The sequence below is a fragment of the Xanthobacter agilis genome (assembly GCF_021730435.1).
GTDB lineage: Bacteria > Pseudomonadota > Alphaproteobacteria > Rhizobiales > Xanthobacteraceae > Xanthobacter > Xanthobacter agilis.
Window position 1 is genome coordinate 1 of record NZ_JABWGX010000037.1, and the last position, 17,852, is coordinate 17,852.

Genomic DNA, 17,852 nt, shown 5'->3' on the forward strand with positions numbered 1-17,852 from the left:
TAATGCACCAAACCACTAGGGTTGGTTCCACGACAGAACTCAAGCGTTTTACCGTGCGCCAGTTTCAGCCGATTAAGCGAAGATCACCAAACTTCCTAGAAGCAGCCGTTGCTAAGGTCGGAAATGGGTCAACACCGGAAGCGGTGGCCAAGTGCCAAGGCAGGGCACTACGCCGATTTCAGGCCATTGCACGCCAGACTGCGATGCCGGCCTTCCGTTGTTGAATCTCCCCCAATTCCCCCTTCTTTAATCATCCCCGTCCGGGAAGCCCCTGCATCGCTCCCGGCCAAGGCGGGGATGAGATGGCAGCTTCAGCTCACAATCCAGAGGGTCTGTCGCGCGGCGTGCGCATGCTGAGGACCGCGCTCGGTCCGGTGATTTCCCGCCTTCTCGATGACCCCTCCGTCGTCGAGGTCATGCTCAATCCAGATGGCCGCCTCTGGGCCGACCGGCTGTCCGAAGGCCTCGGCGCCACGGGGGAGCGGCTGGCTCCCGGTGATGGCGAGCGCATCATCCGCCTCGTCGCGCACCACATCGGCGCCGAGGTCCACGCCGGGGCGCCTCGGCTGTCCGCCGAGCTTCCTGGGACCGGTGAGCGTTTCGAGGGCCTCCTCCCGCCCGTAGTTGCGGCTCCGACCTTCGCCATCCGCAAGCCCGCCGTCGCCGTGTTCACGCTCGACGATTATGTCGCCGCCGGCATCATGTCTGCGCCGCAGGCAGAGGCTCTCCGTCACGGTGTTGTCTCCCGTGCCAACATCCTTGTGGCCGGTGGCACCTCCACCGGCAAAACCACCCTCACCAATGCTCTGCTAGCCGAGGTCGCCAAGACCTCCGAGCGGGTCATCCTGATCGAGGACACGCGGGAGCTCCAATGCGCCGCGCCCAATCTGGTGGCCATGCGCACGAAGGACGGCGTCGCCTCGCTCTCCGATCTCGTGCGCTCCTCGCTCCGCCTGCGGCCCGACCGCATCCCGATTGGCGAGGTGCGCGGCCCAGAGGCTCTGGATCTCCTGAAGGCGTGGGGGACGGGCCATCCCGGTGGCATCGGCACCATCCATGCGGGCAGCGCCATGGGCACTCTGCGACGGCTGGAGCAGCTCATCCAGGAAGCCGTGGTCACCGTCCCGCGCGCTTTGATCGCCGAGACGATCGACCTCATCGCCGTGCTGTCGGGCCGCGGTGCCGCGCGCCGGTTGACCGAGCTCGTGCGTGTCGAAGGGCTCGGTCCTCAAGGCGACTACCGGATCTCCCCCCTCGTCCCTCCTTGTGAAGAAGGAACCTCCTCGTGAATTCGATCCCCGTCTCCCTCCCTCGCCGCCTACTGATAACCACGGCTGCTGCAGCCGCCCTCGCCTGCGCGGTGTCCGCCGCCCATGCCTCCGGTTCCTCCATGCCCTGGGAGACGCCGCTGCAGTCGATCCTGGACTCCATCCAGGGGCCTGTTGCCAAGATCATCGCCGTGATCGTCATCATCTCGACCGGCCTCGCACTCGCCTTCGGCGACACCTCCGGCGGGTTCCGCCGGCTGATCCAGATCGTGTTCGGCCTCTCCATCGCCTTCGCCGCCTCGAGCTTCTTCTTGTCCTTCTTCTCCTTCAGCGGCGGAGCGCTGGTCTGATGCCGGCCGATATCGGCGAAGTGCCCGGCTTCTCCGTCCCGGTCCACCGGGCCCTGAGCGAGCCGATCCTGCTTGGCGGCGCGCCGCGGGCGATCGCGATCTTCAACGGCACCCTCGCCGGCGCCATCGGGCTGGGGCTGAGGCTCTGGCTCGTTGGCCTCGCCCTTTGGGCCGTCGGCCATCTCGCCGCCGTCTGGGCCGCCAAGCGCGATCCGCTCTTTGTCGACGTGGTGCGTCGGCATCTGCGCATCCCCTCCCATCTGTCGGTCTGAGCGAGGCACACCATGATGAACCTCGCCGAGTATCGTCGTCAGGGGAGTCGTTTGGCGGACTATCTGCCGTGGGCGGCTCTCGTCGACCCGGGCATCGTCCTCAACAAGGACGGCAGCTTCCAGCGCACCGCGCGCTTCCGCGGGCCAGACCTCGACTCGGCCGTGCCCGCCGAACTCGTGGCGGTGGCGGGTCGCCTCAACAGCGCCTTCCGCCGCCTCGGCTCAGGCTGGGCGCTGTTCGTGGAAGCCCAGCGGCACGAAGCGGGCGCTTATCCCGAGAGCCTCTTCCCCGATCCCGCTTCCGCTTTGGTGGATGCCGAGCGCAAGGCGGGCTTCGCCGAGGCCGGCAGCCATTTTGAGTCGAGCTATTTCCTCACCTTCTGTTGGCTCCCACCAGCGGAGGATGCCGCACGGGCAGAGAGCTGGCTCTATGAGGGGCGTGGGCGCGAGGGTGTCGACCCCCGCGAAGCACTGGATGGCTTCGCCGACCGGACAGACCGGGTGCTCCGGCTGGTCGAGAGCTTCATGCCGGAGTGCCGCTGGCTCGATGACGCCGAGACCCTGACCTATCTGCACGGCTGCGTATCGACCCGGCGCCAGCGGGTGCGCGTTCCCGAGACGCCCATGTATCTCGATGCGCTTCTCGCCGACGAGCCGCTCACCGGTGGGCTGGAGCCCATGTTGGGCACGGAGCACTTGCGTGTCCTCACCATCGTGGGTTTTCCCACGGCGACGACGCCAGGGATCCTCGACGACCTCAACCGACTGGCCTTTCCCTATCGCTGGTCCACCCGCGCCATCCTCCTCGATAAGACAGACGCGACCCGGCTGCTCACGAAAATCCGTCGGCAGTGGTTCGCCAAGCGCAAGTCCATCGCCGCCATCCTCAAGGAGGTGATGACCAACGAAGCTTCGGTGCTGGTGGATTCGGATGCCGCCAACAAGGTGGAGGACGCCGACCTCGCCCTTCAGGAGCTCGGCGCCGACCATGCCGGCATCGCCTATGTCACCGCCACGGTAACGGTCTGGGGTGCCGATCCCCGCATCGCCGACGAGAAGCTCCGGCTGGTGGAGAAGGTGATCCAGGGCCAGGACTTCACGGCCATGGTCGAGACCATCAACGCCGTAGACGCCTGGCTCGGCAGCCTGCCGGGGCATGTCTATGCCAACGTTCGCCAGCCGCCGGTCTCCACCCTGAACCTCGCCCACATGATCCCGCTCTCGGCGGTCTGGGCGGGAGACGAGCAGGACGGGCATTTTGCGGCGCCGCCTTTGTTCTACGGCAAGACCGAAGGCTCCACCCCGTTCCGCTTCTCGCTGCATGTGGGGGATGTGGGCCATACGCTGGTAGTGGGACCGACCGGCGCCGGCAAGTCCGTGCTGCTGGCGCTGATGGCATTGCAGTTCCGGCGCTATGCCGGATCCCAGGTGTTCGCCTTCGACTTCGGCGGCAGCATCCGGGCGGCCGCCCTCGCCATGGGCGGCGACTGGCACGACCTCGGCGGAAGCCTGTCCGATGGGAGCGAAGACAGCGTCGCGCTCCAGCCGCTCGCCCGTGTGGATGAGCTCGCCGAACGCTCGTGGGCTGCTGACTGGATCACGGCGATCCTCTCCCGCGAGGGCGTTTCCATCGCCCCGGAGGTGAAGGAGCATATCTGGTCGACCCTCACCTCGCTCGCCTCCGCGCCGGTCGAGGAGCGCACCCTGACCGGCCTCGCCGTCCTGCTCCAGTCCAACGATCTCAAACAGGCGCTGCGTCCCTATTGTATCGGTGGCGCCCATGGCCGGCTGCTCGATGCGGAGGTCGAGCACCTGGGACAGGCGTCCGTCCAGGCCTTCGAGACCGAGGGGCTGATCGGCACCAGTGCGGCCCCGGCGGTGCTGTCCTATCTGTTTCACAGCATCGAGGACCGGCTCGACGGATCGCCGACCCTCCTCATCATCGACGAGGGATGGCTCGCCCTCGATGATCCGGGCTTTGCCGGCCAGCTCCGCGAGTGGCTCAAGACGCTGCGGAAGAAGAACGCCAGCGTCGTCTTCGCCACGCAGTCCCTCTCCGACATCGACGGCTCGGCCATCGCCCCGGCCATCATCGAGAGCTGCCAGACGCGGCTGCTGCTCCCCAACGAGCGGGCCGTCGAGCCCCAGATCACCGCCATCTACCGGCGCTTCGGCCTCAACGACCGGCAGATCGAGATCCTCGCACGGGCCACCCCGAAGCGGGACTATTACTGCCAGTCCCGACGCGGCAACCGCCTGTTCGAGCTCGGGCTGTCGCAGGTGGCGCTCGCCTTGTGCGCCGCCGGGTCCAAGACCGATCAGGCTGCGCTCTCGCAGATCCTCGCCGAGCATGGGCGCGATGGTTTCCTCGCCGCCTGGCTACGGCATCGGGGCCTCGGCTGGGCCGCCGACCTCATCCCCACCCTCGACCTTCTGGAGACACGCTCATGATCCGCCTGATGCTGCGGGCGGCGCTCGTCGCTGCGCCGCTCCTCATGTGTCCGCTCGCGCCGGCCGCGGCACAGGCCGTGGTCTTTGACCCCTCCAACTATGCCCAGAACGTCCTCCAGGCGGCGCGGGCGCTTCAGCAGGTCACCAACCAGATCACCTCGCTTCAGAATGAAGCACAGATGCTGATCAACCAGGCCCGCAACCTCGCGAGCCTGCCATATTCCTCCCTGAGCGCGCTCCAGCAGTCGGCCCAGCGTACCCAGCAACTGCTCGGGCAGGCCCAGAAGATCGCCTATGACGTCGGCGCCATCGATCGGGCGTTCCAGGGCCAGTACGGCTCGGTCTCCGTGAGCAGTTCGGATGCCGCTCTTGTCACCCAGGCCAGGAGCCGCTGGGAGACCACGGTCGCCGGCCTGCAGGATGCGCTGCGGGTGCAGGCGGGCGTCGTGGGCAATCTCGATTCCGGCCGCACCCAGGCCTCGACGCTGGTCGGCCAGAGCCAGGCGGCGAGCGGCGCACTACAGGCGATGCAGGCCGGCAACCAGCTCCAGGCGCTCCAGTCGCAGCAGCTCTCCGACCTCACGGCGGTGATGGCTGCCAATGGCCGGGCGCAGGCCCTGTCCGATGCCGAGCGCGCGACGGCGGTGTCGGAAGGCGAGGAGCGCTACCGGCGCTTCTCCACCCGGTCGAGCTACCAGCCCTCCACCGTCACCATGTTCCGCGGGAACTGAGGCGCGGCCATGGATCAGGGCACCGCGCTCCGAACCCTCGTCGTCGCCGGCCTTGTGGGCGCGGTGATTACAGCCCTGGCCACGGCCGCAGGCAGGCCTCACGAGCCGACTGTCACTATCAGCAGCGTGCCAGCAGGAAACGTCTCCTCGGTCGACCTCAAGAGCTGCGCCACGCTGGAGCGGACCGATCCCGTCGATCCGCATTGCGCCGCGCTCTGGGAGGCGAACCGCCGCCGCTTCTTCGGCAAGCCCGTGGACGGAGCGACGCCATGAATGACGTGGGCGTCATCGACACCTTCCTCAACACCTTCACCAGCTACATCGATTCCGGCTTCGGCCTGATCAAGGGCGAGGTGGCGGGCCTCTCCTCCATCCTGATCGCCCTCGACATCACGCTCGCGGGCCTGTTCTGGGCCTGGGGCGCCGACGAGGACGTGATGCGCCGGCTGGTGCGCAAAACCCTCGCCATCGGCTTCTTCGCCTGGATCATCGGCAACTTCAACGGCCTTGCGAAGATCGTCTTCGAGAGCTTCGCCGGGCTCGGCCTCAAGGCCGGCGGGTCGACCATCAGCACGGCGGAGTTCCTGCGGCCGGGGCGGCTCGCGGAAGTGGGGCTCACCGCCGGCCAACCATTGCTCGATGCGGCCAGCCAACTCACCGGGCCTGTGGCGCTCTTCGTCAATGCCGTGCAGATCGCCGTGCTTCTCGTCTCCTGGCTCCTGATCCTCATCGCCTTCTTCATCCTGGCGGTGCAGCTCTTCGTCACCCTCATCGAGTTCAAGCTGACGACGCTCGCCGGCTTCGTCCTCCTCCCCTTCGCCTTCTTCGGCAAGACCGCCTTCCTCGCCGAGAAGGTGCTCGGCAACATCGTGGCGTCGGGCGTCAAGGTGATGGTGCTCGCCGTCATCGTCGGCATCGGCTCAGGGCTGTTCTCTCAATTCGCCACCTCCTATGGCGATGCCCAGCCGACCATCAGCCAGGCCCTGTCCGCCGTGCTGGCAGCGCTGGCGCTGCTCGGCCTCGGCATTTTCGGACCGGGGATCGCCACAGGCCTGATCACCGGCGCGCCGCAACTCGGAGCCGGCGCCGCCGTGGGGACTGGGCTTGCCGCAGGAGGTGTGGCGCTCGCGGGAGCGGGTGCCGCTGGCGTCGCGGTACGCGGAGCCGGCGCTGCCCTGTCGGGAACAGCAGCGGCAGCACGAGCTGGCGCGAACCTCGCCGGAGGTGCTGCATCCGCCTACAGCGCGGGGGCCGCCGGCCAGTCTGGGCTGTCCGGCGTCGCAGGAGGTCTGGGCGGCGTCGCGCGCGCTGGGGCAGCCTCTCCGTTGCGCGGATCAGCCGCCGCCTCGCCGACCTCTGGAGCCACTCCCACCCCGCCGAGCAGTCCGGCCTCTTCCGGAGATGTCCCGGATTGGGCCCAGCGCATGCGCCGCTCCCAGCAGGTCGCTCACGGCATCCAGACCGCCACACACGCGGTGCGGTCCGGCGACAGCCATGGCGGTGGCTCCTCCATCTCCCTCTCCGAAAGCGATCGCCCATGACGCCCTTCAAGCGACCATCGGTCCATTACGGCCGATCTCCCGAACCCGAGACGCCGTATCAGCGTGCGGCCCAGGTCTGGGACGATCGCATCGGCTCCGCTCGCGTTCAGGCGAAGAACTGGCGCCTCATGGCCTTCGGTTGCCTCGCGCTTGCGGCAGGCCTCTCCGGGGCTCTGGCCTGGCAGGCGCTGAGCGGCTCGGTGGTTCCGTGGGTCGTTCAGGTGGACAAGCTCGGGCAGGCGCAGGCGGTTGCACCCGCCACCTCGGACTATCGCCCCTCCGATCCCCAGATCGCCTTCCACCTCGCCCGCTTCATCGAGGAGGTGCGCAGCATCTCCGCCGATCCCGTCATCGTCCGGCAGAACTGGCTTAGGGCCTATGCCTATACGACGCAGGCCGGCGCCATCGCGCTCAATGACTATGCCCGAGCCAACGATCCCTTCGCCCGGGTCGGCAAGCAACAGGTAGCGGTGGAGGTCTCGAGCGTCATCCGCGCCTCGCCGGACTCCTTCCGCATTGCCTGGACCGAGCGCCGCTACCAGGACGGCAGCCTCGCCGACACCGCCCGCTGGAGCGCCATCCTCACCGTCGTGGTGCAGGCGCCGCGGGACGCCGAGCGCCTCCGGGCCAATCCGCTCGGGATCTACGTCAACGCCATCAACTGGTCGAAGGAACTCGCACAATGACGACGGCCATCCGCACATCCGGGAGGCCGGCGCGCCGTGTCCTCTCTTCTCAGGCGTTCCGTAAGTCCGGCTTGCCGCTTCTCCTCATTTGCACTTCCGCCCTCGCCGGCTGTGCCACCTTCGAGAAGCCGCCCGAGATCGAATATGACGATGCTCCGCCCGCCGTCTTCAAGGCCGAGCCGCCGGGGCCGGTGCGCATCGTCGAGCTGCCGAAGCCTTTGCCGCTGCCTGGCCAGTTGAAGCCTGTGGGGAAGGACGGCAAGGCAGAACCGGAAGCGACCGACCCTGCAGCTCGCGTGAACCAGGCCAATGCCGCCGCGCGCGTGCAACCCGTCCGCAACGGCTTCATCAACTCCATGCAGGTCTATCCCTTCGTGGAAGGCGCGCTCTATCAGGTCTATGCAGCGCCGGGGCAGGTCACCGACATCGCCCTACAGCCCGGTGAGCAACTGGTGGGCACGGGGCCGGTCGCCGCCGGCGACACGGTGCGCTGGATCATTGGCGACACCGAGAGCGGGGCGGGCGGAGCGAAGCAGGTCCACATCCTGGTGAAGCCCACCCGGGTGGACCTCACCACCAACCTCGTCATCAACACCAATCTGCGCACCTATCACATGGAGCTGCGCTCCACCGAGAAGACCTACATGGCCTCGGTCTCCTGGCAGTATCCACAGGACCAGCTCATCGCGCTGCGGCGCCAGAATGCCGAGGCTCAGGTGGTGCAGCCGGTCGCCACCGGCATCGATCTCACACGAGTGAACTTTCGCTACGAGGTGACTGGAGACCGGGCGCCGTGGCGGCCGCTACGCGCCTTCGACGATGGCCAGCAGGTGTTCATCGAGTTTCCGCGCGGCATCGCCCAGGGCGAGATGCCGCCGCTCTTCGTGGTCGGCTCGCAGGGCGACACCTCCGAACTCGTCAACTATCGCGTGCGCGGCAATTACATGATCGTCGACCGCCTGTTTGCCGCGGCCGAGTTGCGCTTCGGCGCCGACAAGGACCAGAAGCGCGTGAGGATCTCCCGAACCGACGGGAGGCAGGTCCTATGAGCGGCATCGAACCCGGGAAGGAGAAAGGGCTGGGATCGGCTGGCGATGACGGAGCCCGACCGCTCACGGGGGAGGCTATGGCGGCCATGCGGCTGCGGCCCGAGCCGCCGCGGGTGACCCGCCTGTCCCGCAAGGTTCTGGCCGGGCTGGGGCTGGTTGCTGGCCTCGGGATCGGCGGAGCCCTGATCTACGCCCTGCAGGCGCGGAAAGACCACGGACCCGGCCAGGAGCTGTACGCCACCGACTTTAGGGCGACGCCGGACGGGCTCGCCGGCCTGCCCAAGGATTACACTGGCATCCCCAAGCTTGGGCCGCCTCTGCCCGGCGACCTCGGTCGGCCCATCCTCAATGCGCAGACGGCAGTGCAGCCGCCGATCCCGGCGATGGGAGGCATGCCCAATCCCGCTCTGAGCCCCGAGGAGCAGCGCCAGCAGCAGGAGACCGAGTCGGCGCGGACAGGACGGCTGTTCGCCCAGACCAACACGCGGCCAGCCAGTCCTGTCGTGGCGCAACAGGTGAGCGCAGCGTCGGCAACGACGGCGACTCCTGTCCCGGATCTGACGTCCCTTGGTCTTGCCCCGCCGGCGGCGACACCGACGGCCCAGGAGCGCCAGCTCGCCTTCCTCAACCAGGCGGTGGACCGGCGCAGCGTCGCGCCCGACCGTGTGGCGGCTCCGGCCTCGGCCAATGTCCTGCAAGCCGGCGCCGTCATCCCCGCTGCGCTGATCACCGGCATCCGCTCCGACCTGCCGGGTCAGATCACCGCTCAGGTGACCGAGAATGTTCATGATAGCCCGACCGGCCGGATCCTCCTGATCCCTCAGGGCACCCGCATCATCGGCCAGTACGACAATGGCGTCGGCTTCGGGCAGCGCCGGGTGCTTCTGGCTTGGAACCGCCTTATCTTCCCCAATGGCCGCTCCATCGTGCTGGAGCGCCAGCCCGGAGCCGACGCCGAGGGCTACGCCGGCCTTGAGGATGGCGCCGACTATCACTGGGGCGAGCTGTTCAAGGCGGCTGTGCTCTCCACCATCCTGAGCGTCGGGGCGAGCGCAGGCACGTCAGGTAGCGACAGCGACCTCGCCAGCGCCCTGCGCGAGGGCGCCTCCGACAGCATCAGCCAGACCGGCCGCCAGATCGTCCAGCGCCAGCTCAACATCGCCCCGACGCTCAGTGTCCGGCCGGGATACCCGGTGCGGGTCATCGTCACGCGCGATCTCGTTCTTGAACCTTACGGAGGCTGACATGCCGAAGCTGAAGCTCAGCGAGATCCTTGACGAGAAGCCGGTGAAGGTGACCGTGGAGCTACCGGCGAAGCTGCATCGGGACCTTGTCGCCTACTCGGAAATCCTTAGTCGGGAAAACAATCAGTCCCCTACAGAGCCATCCCGTCTCGTAGTCCCCATGCTTGAGCGCTTCATCGCGACGGATCGTGGATTTGCGAAGGCTCGGCGCGCTGCGCCTCCAGATCCTGCGAACGGGCAATCGCTGGGTTCGCTTCCGAGGAGGGAGCCATCGTCCGGGCAAGGCTGAGGAGCGTTCGAAACGCGGGATTGTCGTTCTTCGGCGACCAGGCCGCATGGAATGAAACCACCTCGTCGTGCAGCGGGCGATAGGTCACCCCGGCGACCTTCACCAGACGTTCCGATTCGATGATCAACGTCGTTCCGCGGCCGGACGCCACCAGATTGAGAAGCTTGTAGCGCCCGACCCCCTGCGCCTCGACACGGGCCTCTCCTTCGACCTCCCGGATTCGCCGGACAACATAGTCTTGAATCCGCGCGCCCGCTGGCGTGTCTCGGAGAAGGAATTTCTCAGCTCTGAGATCCCGCCATGTCAATGACGCCAAGGCAGCAAGCTGATGGCCTTCAGGCAATGCCACCAGCACCTGTTCCGACCAAAGGTAAGCTGAGTCGCACTCGCCAAAATCGCTCAGCCCAATGACAAAGGCGATATCAACCTGAAATTGGCGAAGGGCATTGATGTGCTCATGTGCTTCACCCTCGACGAAGTCGATGTGAACTGATCCATGTCTTGCATCATATGCTCGAAACAAGGTTGACAAAAATCCGGAGGAAAGGGACGAAAACAGTCCAACCTTGAGATATCCACCCTCCGCCCGTCCGATGGCAGCCACTTCTGCAGCCCCGTCCTGAATGTGGTCCAGGGCATGACGGGCACGATGAAGGAAGCGCTGGCCGGCCATCGTCAGGTTAATTCCCCCTGAGTGCCGCACGAACAGGGACGCGCCGATCTGGTCTTCAACGTCGCGAATCCGACGACTGACGGAGGATTCCTGCACCCCCAGTGCCGCTGCCGCCTTCCGAAAGCTTCCAGCATCTGCTGCCGCGATGAAATATCGGAGATCACGCACTTCGATATCAAATAATGCTCGCCTCACAACACGCCTCAACGCACAACCGAAATAGGGAAAATTTACCACTCGCCAGCCAAAGTCGCAATCTTAAGTTGTCCTTAGCGTCGCATTTGCCGGCGCTCTCGGCATCCCTCGCCCGTTCGCCGCCGAGCGAATCGTTGCATCATCCGCTGGGGATCCCGCTCTTACCTTGATCGCTGACCACCCATTTTACCCCTCCGATTTGGCGCTCACCTCGTTTGGCCGGCAAGCGCGAGACCGTGAGCCCGACAGCCATCTTTGACAGCCACGCCGAGCGGCGGAACCACGTTCAAAGTTGCTATTGGAAGCCGTCAGGCGGTTGGAGAGCGACTTGAGTTGCGATCTCTGCTCCGGGAAGACGCTTCGGAGGGACGCAGTTGAAGGAGATGGGACACCAAGCACAGGCCGACGCTGTCGCCCAACGCAGCTATCCGCTCACGCCCCCTATATGGAGCGAAGCGAGCCACATCGTGGTCCTAGGCGATTAATGTTCCCCGCCCGGTTCGGATCGCGGGATGATGCGCAAACGCCAAAACAATCATCAGTTGCATGGCGCACCCGACACGATTCGAACGTGTGGCCTCCGCCTTCGGAGGGCGGCGCTCTATCCAGCTGAGCTACGGGTGCCTGCTGCTTACGCAGTGCTTACTCGGATTTCCTGCGAAAGTGAAGCCCTCGGCCCAACGCTCGCAAGTCGTTGAATTCAAAAACGCTTTTCTTCACACTTTTCGCACCAGCCGGCTTGACACGTGCCTTCGGAGGGCGGCGCTCTATCCAGCTGAGCTACGGGTGCAGGAACGCGATGTCTATTGTGGCTTTCATAATCCATACATTCGCATCCGGCAACTCCGGCCCCGCCTTTTTCGCACAGCCATTCGTATCCGCGATTCCAGTCTCGACAGCCCCTCACAGCGACCGGAAAAGAGATACAAGCATTTGATATATATTTATTTTAATGGGATCAAGGGCAAGCGGCCGCGTGGAGCACCCGAGATCTTGCGCGGCAATCGGCCATGTTTTTCACTTTTCCGGTGCGCCACGGCACGCGGATTGACGACCACGCCCCGCCGTCGGCTTGTCAGCCACACCACCTAAAATCCCCGCTGCGATCGCGACGCTTGCGAAGCTCCACTCCGCCGGCTGCGGATGGGCGGCTGGAAGCGCGAAGGATTGACATTCATGCCGCGATGGCCACTAAATGTTGTGGTCACGGTCTCTCGACTCGCAAGATCGAGAGCGAAGAGGGAAGTCGGTTTGAAGCCGGCGCTGCCCCCGCAACTGTAAGCGGCGAGTTCTTGTTCAAGCCATGTCACTGGGGCCGCAAGGCTTTGGGAAGACGGACAAGAGCCATGACCCGCGAGCCAGGAGACCTGCCGCGACATCATGAACGTCCACGGGCGGGGTGTCCCGGGGGAACGCTTGCTCCGGGTGGCCTGTGCCGGCCCGGTTTTTCGCACGCGTCCGCCCGAACTCCGCCCCCAGTTCCACATCGGGGATGATGATGCCTGCGACCGCCGAACGCCATGCCAATGGACTCCAACAGCTCCATCCGCCGGGGGCCGACCATGCGGTGGCGACGAGCGCCCCCGGCTACCAGCTCATCCGTCGCAACGGCGCGGTCACGCCGTTCGATGCCTCGAAGATCACGGTCGCGTTAACCAAGGCCTTTCTGGCCGTGGAAGGACAGCCCGCCGCCGCGTCTCGCCGCATCCACGACATCGTCGCCGGCCTGACCGAACAGATCGTGGCAAGCCTGACCCGGCGCCCCGACATCGGACGGACCTTTCATATCGAGGAGGTTCAGGATCAGGTGGAATTGGCGCTGATGCGCGGCGAGCACCACAAGGTCGCCCGAGCCTATGTGCTCTATCGCGAGGAGCGCGCGAAGGCCCGCGCCGCGGCACGGCCGGTGGCCATCCCCGCCCCCATGCTGCGGATGACGGCGGCGGACGGCACACTTGAGCCGCTGGATGCCGGGCGCCTCGCCACCGTGATCGGCGAGGCCTGCGCGGAGCTCGACGGCGTCTGCGCCGAGGCGATCCTCACGGAGGCGCGGCGCAATCTCTATGACGGCATCTCGCTCGACGAACTGGCGCAGGCGCCCATCCTGGCGGCGCGCACGCTGGTGGAGACCGAGCCAAACTATTCCAAGGTCAGCGCCCGCCTGCTGCTGGACAAGCTGCGAAGAGAGGCCTTGAGCTTCGTCGCCGGACGGCCGGAACAGGCGACGCAGGCCGAGATGGCGGAGCGCTATGGCGCGTATCTCCACGTTTATGTGAAGACCGGTATCGCCAATGCTCTGCTCGATCCCGAGCTCGGCCGCTTCGATCTGAGCCGGCTTGCGGCCGCGCTCAAGCCCGAGCGCGACCTCAAGTTTGATTATCTCGGCCTGCAGACCCTCTATGATCGCTATTTTCTCCATGTCTGCGGCACCCGCTTCGAGCTGCCGCAGGCGTTCTTCATGCGGGTCGCCATGGGGCTGGCTATGCGCGAGGTGGATCGGGAAGCGCAGGCCATCGCCTTTTACGATCTGCTTTCGTCCTTCGATTTCATGGCTTCGACGCCGACCTTGTTCAACGCCGGCACGCTCAGGCCGCAGCTGTCCTCCTGCTTCCTGACCACGGTGGCGGACGATCTCGAGGGCATCTTCAAGGCGGTGAAGGACAACGCCCTGCTCGCCAAATATTCCGGCGGCCTCGGCAATGACTGGACGCCGGTGCGCGGCCTCGGCGCGCACATCAAGGGCACCAACGGCGAAAGCCAGGGCATCGTGCCGTTCCTCAAGGTAGCCAACGATACCGCCATCGCGGTCAACCAGGGTGGCAAGCGCAAGGGCGCGGTCTGCGCGTACCTCGAAACCTGGCATGTGGACATCGAGGAGTTTCTCGACCTGCGGAAGAACACCGGCGACGACCGCCGCCGCACCCACGACATGAACACGGCAAACTGGATCCCCGATCTGTTCATGCAGCGGGTCGAGACCGGCGGACCATGGACCTTGTTCTCGCCCGACGAAGTGCCGGACCTGCACGATCTTTATGGCAAGCCCTTCAAGGCCGCCTATGAAGCCTATGAGGAAAAGGCCCGGCGCGGGGACATCAAGGTGTTCAAACAGGTGGCCGCGGTCGACCTCTGGCGGCGGATGCTGACCATGCTGTTCGAGACCGGCCACCCCTGGATCACCTTCAAGGATGCCTGCAACCTGCGCTCCCCGCAGAGCCATGCCGGTGTGGTGCACTCCTCGAACCTGTGCGCCGAGATCACGCTGAACACCAGCGCCGACGAGGTCGCGGTCTGCAACCTGGGCTCGGTTAACCTTGCCGCCCATGTCACCGTTGAGGGGCTCGATCAGGAAAAGCTCAAGCGCACGGTGACGACCGCCATGCGCATGCTCGACAATGTGGTGGACATCAATTTCTACACCATCTCCGAGGCGCGCCGCTCCAACCTGCGGCACCGCCCGGTGGGCCTGGGGCTGATGGGCTTCCAGGACGCGCTCCAGACCCTGCGCCTGCCGGCGGCGTCCGAAGCCGCGGTCAACTTTGCCGACACCTCCATGGAGGCGATCAGCTTTCATGCGATCTCGGCCTCGGTCGATCTCGCCGCCGAGCGCGGCCGCTATCCGAGTTTCGCCGGCTCGCTGTGGTCGAAGGGCATCCTGCCGATCGATTCGCTCGAAATCCTGTCGCAGGCCCGCGACGGCGATGTGGAGCTTGACCGGTCCTCGACGCTGGACTGGGAGAGCCTGCGCCAACGGGTGCAGACCACCGGCATGCGCAACTCGAACACCATGGCGATCGCGCCGACCGCCACCATTTCCAACATCGTCGGCGTCTCCCAATCCATCGAGCCGTCCTACAGCCAGCTCTACGTCAAGGCGAACATGTCCGGTGACTTCACCGTGGTGAATGCCGACCTCGTGCGCGACCTGAAGGCGCGCGGGCTATGGGACGAAGTCATGATCTGCGACCTGAAATATTATGATGGCATGGTCAGCCGGATCGACCGCGTACCCGACGATCTGAAAGCGCTCTATGCCACCTCCTTCGAGATCGAACCGAGCTGGCTGATCCGCGCCGCCGCGCGCCGACAGAAATGGATCGACCAGGGCCAGTCGCTCAATCTCTACATGGCGCAGCCCTCGGGCCGGAAACTTGATGAAGCCTATCGCCTGGCCTGGCGGCTGGGTCTCAAGACCACCTATTATTTGCGCGGCCTCAGCGCCACCCATGTGGAAAAATCCACCCTCAAGGGCACCGACGGCAAGCTCAACGCCGTTGCCGTCGGCGGCCTCACGGTCGCGGCGGCCGGTCCCATCCTGGTCGAGACGCCGCCATTCAACGACCCGGCCGCGCCGAGCGCCTGCGCCATCGACGACCCGACCTGCGAAGCCTGCCAGTGAGCAGCCGGAACCAAGGACTCATCACCATGCTCGACTGGTCAGACCCCACCCCACCGGCCGTCCCCACCCGCCGGCCCGCCGCGCCGCCGTTCGGAAACGCCGCCGGAGACACCACGGGACTTGGCGCCATCGACCGCTCCGGCGGACGCGTGAGCGTTGACGAGAAGCGGATGATCAACTGCCGCGCCGACGTCAATCAGCTCCTGCCACTCAAGTACAACTGGGCCTGGGAAAAGTATCTCTCCGCCTGCAACAACCATTGGATGCCGACCGAGGTCTCCATGCAGGCCGATATCGCTTTGTGGAAGTCGCGCGATGGCCTCAGCGCGGACGAGCGACACGCCATCAAGCGCAATCTCGGCTTCTTCGCCGCCTCCGAAAGCCTCGTCGCCAACAACATCGTGCTGGCCATCTACCGCCACCTCACCAATCCCGAATGCCGGCAATATCTTTTGCGACAGGCGTTCGAGGAGGCGGTGCATACGCACACCTTTCAATACATCGTGGAAAGCCTGGGCCTCGACGAGGGCGAGCTGTTCAACATGTATCGGGAAGTGCCCTCCATCACCGACAAGGCGGCCTGGGCGCTGGCCCACACCCAGAGCCTGAGCGACCCGGCGTTCCGGACCGGGACGCCGGCGGCGGACCAGCAGTTCCTGCGTGATCTCGTCGCCTTCTACGTCGTGTTCGAGGGCATGTGGTTCTACACCGGCTTCGCGCAGATCCTCTCGCTCGGCCGGCGCAACAAGATGGTCGGCATCGCCGAGCAATACCAGTACATCCTGCGCGATGAGAGTATCCACCTGAACTTCGGCATCGACGTCATCAACCAGATCCGGCACGAAAACCCGCATCTGTGGACGACGCAATTTCAGGAGGAGGTGCGCGGCATGCTGAAAGAGGCGGCCGCGCTCGAGGCCGCCTATGGGCGGGACACCATGCCGCGCGGCTTCCTCGGGTTGAACGCGGCGCTGTGCGAACAATACATGCACGTCATCACCAACCGCCGCTGCGCCCAACTCGGCCTTGCCCCGGTGTTCGCGGAAGCCGAGAATCCGTTTCCTTGGATGAGCGAGGCCATGGACCTGAAGAAGGAGAAGAACTTCTTCGAAACCCGCGTCATCGAATACCAGAACGGCGGCGCACTGGCCTGGGATTGAGGCGACAACGGCTCCGGCCCGCGTGAGGCGCGCCCACGCCCCCGCGGTGGCGGCGCCGCCCCGTCCCGATGGAATGCGCGCGCCCCCCTTGCCATCGGCGCGCGGCGCCTGTCCCATGGCGAGATCCGTTCAGACCGGTCCGGGGGGATTAAGAGGCCATGAGTTCCAACACCTCCTTTTTCGGCGACCTGCTCGGCTCCATCGCGGAGCGTGGCCGCGCGTTGCTGGAGCGTTCCAGCCGGGTCAGCGGCGCCACCAAGGCGGCAACCCTGGTGGAACGCTGCGAGGAGCTGCTTTCCGGCAAGGGCGAGGCCTCCGGCGTCGCTCTGGCCACCGACATCCTCGACCGCTACGGCCGCATGAAGACCGGCGAGCGCATTGCCTTCTTCGAGGCCCTGGCGCAAACCTTCGGGGTGGATCGCGCCCGGCTCGCAGCCGCCATCGAAGCCTACGGCCGCACCGAATCGGATGCCGCCGCCGCCGAACTGCACGCGGCCAGCGAGCCGCGCCGGCTGGAGCTGTTTCGCCGTTTCAACATGGCGCAGGGCGCCACCTTGTCGCTGGTGCGCATGCGGGAAAATCTCATGGACGCGCTGGTGCACCGGCGCGACCTTTCGGCCGTGGACCGGGACTTCGGCCACCTGTTCTCGACCTGGTTCAATCGGGGGTTCCTGGTGCTGCGCCGTATCGACTGGGCCACGCCCGCCAACGTGCTGGAAAAGATCATCCGCTATGAGGCGGTGCACGAGATCCGCGATTGGAACGATCTGCGCGCCCGCGTCGACAGCCCCGACCGGCATTGCTACGCCTTCTTCCACCCCGCCCTCGTGGACGAGCCCCTGATCTTCGTGGAAGTGGCGCTGGAAAAGGAGATTCCCGGCGCCATCGCCCCCATCCTCGACCAACAGCGGCAACACCTCGACCCCGCCAAGGCCACCACCGCGGTGTTCTATTCCATCTCCAATTGCCAGCGTGGCCTGTCGGGGGTGTCGTTCGGCAATTTCCTCATCAAGCAGGTGGTGGAGGAGATTTCCCGCGAACTGCCGAACCTGACCACCTTCGTCACCCTGTCCCCGGCGCCGGCCTTCGGCAAATGGCTGGAGGCGGAGCGCGCCAGCGGGTCGTCGGCGGTGCTGTCGGCGGCGGACCTGGAGACCCTGAAGCTCCTGGACGATCCCGAATGGCCGCAGAAGGACGAAGCGCGCGACACCATCACCCCGGTGCTGCAGGCCACCGCCGCCTATTATTTCCTGGTCGCCCGCTCGGCCAAGGGACGCCCGCTCGACCCGGTGGCGCGCTTCCATCTGGGCAATGGCGCCCGGCTGGAGCGCATCAACGCCATGGGCGACCTCTCGGCCAAGGGCATCGCCCAGGCGGCCGGGCTCATGGTGAACTACCGCTATGTGCTCACCGACATCGAGAAGAACCACGAAGCCTTCTTGGGCAAGGGCGACGTGGTGGCGAGCTCGGCGGTGAAGAAGCTGCTGCGGGGCGAGCATTCCGCCCGCGCGCTGGTGCCGGCAAGCTGAAGCAAGACCATTGGA

At 65.8% G+C, this 17,852-nt stretch carries 16 protein-coding genes, 1 tRNA gene and 1 riboswitch; of the genes, 15 read left to right on the top strand and 2 right to left on the bottom strand.

The features are described from left to right. From HUW53_RS19865 to HUW53_RS19920, 12 genes are all read left to right on the top strand, one after another. Positions 1 to 224, top strand: a 224-nt coding sequence (locus HUW53_RS19865) for a hypothetical protein (protein WP_237347498.1), incomplete at its 5' end; no start/stop codon positions are given. Between the two features lie 78 nt (positions 225 to 302). Then, complete coding sequence (trbB, locus tag HUW53_RS19870) at positions 303 to 1,289, top strand: P-type conjugative transfer ATPase TrbB (protein WP_237347499.1); 987 nt, start codon at positions 303 to 305, stop codon at positions 1,287 to 1,289. A gap of 32 nt (positions 1,290 to 1,321) precedes the next feature. Continuing rightward, on the top strand, positions 1,322 to 1,618 hold the full coding sequence (locus HUW53_RS19875; RefSeq protein ID WP_237347518.1) for a TrbC/VirB2 family type IV secretion system protein: 297 nt from the start codon (positions 1,322 to 1,324) through the stop codon (positions 1,616 to 1,618). Next, positions 1,618 to 1,890: a VirB3 family type IV secretion system protein gene (locus HUW53_RS19880; protein WP_237347500.1), complete on the top strand. Its 273-nt coding sequence runs from the start codon at positions 1,618 to 1,620 to the stop codon at positions 1,888 to 1,890. The genes HUW53_RS19875 and HUW53_RS19880 overlap by 1 nt, the downstream gene beginning before the upstream one ends. Before the next feature lie 12 nt (positions 1,891 to 1,902). Beyond that, the gene (trbE, locus tag HUW53_RS19885; protein WP_237347501.1) at positions 1,903 to 4,341 is read left to right on the top strand and encodes a conjugal transfer protein TrbE; all 2,439 of its coding nucleotides are present in this window, start codon (positions 1,903 to 1,905) and stop codon (positions 4,339 to 4,341) included. After that, positions 4,338 to 5,072: a P-type conjugative transfer protein TrbJ gene (trbJ, locus tag HUW53_RS19890; RefSeq protein ID WP_237347502.1), complete on the top strand. Its 735-nt coding sequence runs from the start codon at positions 4,338 to 4,340 to the stop codon at positions 5,070 to 5,072. Before trbE ends, trbJ begins: the two co-directional genes overlap by 4 nt. A 9-nt stretch (positions 5,073 to 5,081) precedes the next feature. Then, positions 5,082 to 5,345, top strand: coding sequence for a putative entry exclusion protein TrbK-alt (gene trbK-alt, locus HUW53_RS19895; protein ID WP_237347503.1), 264 nt, complete (start codon positions 5,082 to 5,084; stop codon positions 5,343 to 5,345). Then, positions 5,342 to 6,613 (top strand): P-type conjugative transfer protein TrbL, encoded by a 1,272-nt coding sequence (gene trbL, locus HUW53_RS19900; protein WP_237347504.1) that lies wholly within the window; start codon positions 5,342 to 5,344, stop codon positions 6,611 to 6,613. Before trbK-alt ends, trbL begins: the two co-directional genes overlap by 4 nt. Continuing rightward, the gene (trbF, locus tag HUW53_RS19905; RefSeq protein ID WP_237347505.1) at positions 6,610 to 7,299 is read left to right on the top strand and encodes a conjugal transfer protein TrbF; all 690 of its coding nucleotides are present in this window, start codon (positions 6,610 to 6,612) and stop codon (positions 7,297 to 7,299) included. The genes trbL and trbF overlap by 4 nt, the downstream gene beginning before the upstream one ends. Next, positions 7,296 to 8,348: a P-type conjugative transfer protein TrbG gene (gene trbG, locus HUW53_RS19910; RefSeq protein ID WP_237347506.1), complete on the top strand. Its 1,053-nt coding sequence runs from the start codon at positions 7,296 to 7,298 to the stop codon at positions 8,346 to 8,348. Before trbF ends, trbG begins: the two co-directional genes overlap by 4 nt. After that, positions 8,345 to 9,592 (top strand): TraB/TrbI/VirB10 family type IV secretion system protein, encoded by a 1,248-nt coding sequence (locus HUW53_RS19915; protein WP_237347507.1) that lies wholly within the window; start codon positions 8,345 to 8,347, stop codon positions 9,590 to 9,592. Before trbG ends, HUW53_RS19915 begins: the two co-directional genes overlap by 4 nt. A gap of 1 nt (position 9,593) precedes the next feature. Further along, positions 9,594 to 9,881, top strand: a complete 288-nt coding sequence (locus HUW53_RS19920) for a DUF2274 domain-containing protein (protein WP_237347508.1) — start codon at positions 9,594 to 9,596, stop codon at positions 9,879 to 9,881. Here the strand turns inward: HUW53_RS19920 and HUW53_RS19925 are convergent. Next, positions 9,766 to 10,722 carry a LysR family transcriptional regulator gene (locus HUW53_RS19925; protein WP_237347509.1) on the bottom strand — a complete coding sequence of 319 codons (957 nt, stop codon included), beginning with the start codon at positions 10,720 to 10,722 and terminating at the stop codon, positions 9,766 to 9,768. The two genes, HUW53_RS19920 and HUW53_RS19925, sit on opposite strands and share 116 nt — an antisense overlap. Positions 10,723 to 11,296: 574 nt before the next feature. Beyond that, positions 11,297 to 11,373: transfer RNA gene (locus HUW53_RS19930), tRNA-Arg, on the bottom strand. 566 nt (positions 11,374 to 11,939) lie between these two features. Continuing rightward, a riboswitch (cobalamin riboswitch) is annotated at positions 11,940 to 12,138 on the top strand. Positions 12,139 to 12,244: 106 nt separating this feature from the next. Here HUW53_RS19930 and HUW53_RS19935 point away from each other — a divergent pair. The 3 genes from HUW53_RS19935 (at position 12,245) to HUW53_RS19945 (ending at position 17,837) form a co-directional block, all read left to right on the top strand. Continuing rightward, positions 12,245 to 15,148 carry a ribonucleoside-diphosphate reductase subunit alpha gene (locus HUW53_RS19935; RefSeq protein ID WP_370877841.1) on the top strand — a complete coding sequence of 968 codons (2,904 nt, stop codon included), beginning with the start codon at positions 12,245 to 12,247 and terminating at the stop codon, positions 15,146 to 15,148. 26 nt (positions 15,149 to 15,174) lie between these two features. Further along, positions 15,175 to 16,308, top strand: a complete 1,134-nt coding sequence (locus tag HUW53_RS19940; RefSeq protein WP_237347510.1) for a ribonucleotide-diphosphate reductase subunit beta — start codon at positions 15,175 to 15,177, stop codon at positions 16,306 to 16,308. 158 nt (positions 16,309 to 16,466) lie between these two features. After that, positions 16,467 to 17,837, top strand: a complete 1,371-nt coding sequence (locus tag HUW53_RS19945) for a malonyl-CoA decarboxylase (RefSeq protein WP_237347511.1) — start codon at positions 16,467 to 16,469, stop codon at positions 17,835 to 17,837. Positions 17,838 to 17,852: the final 15 nt, after the last annotated feature.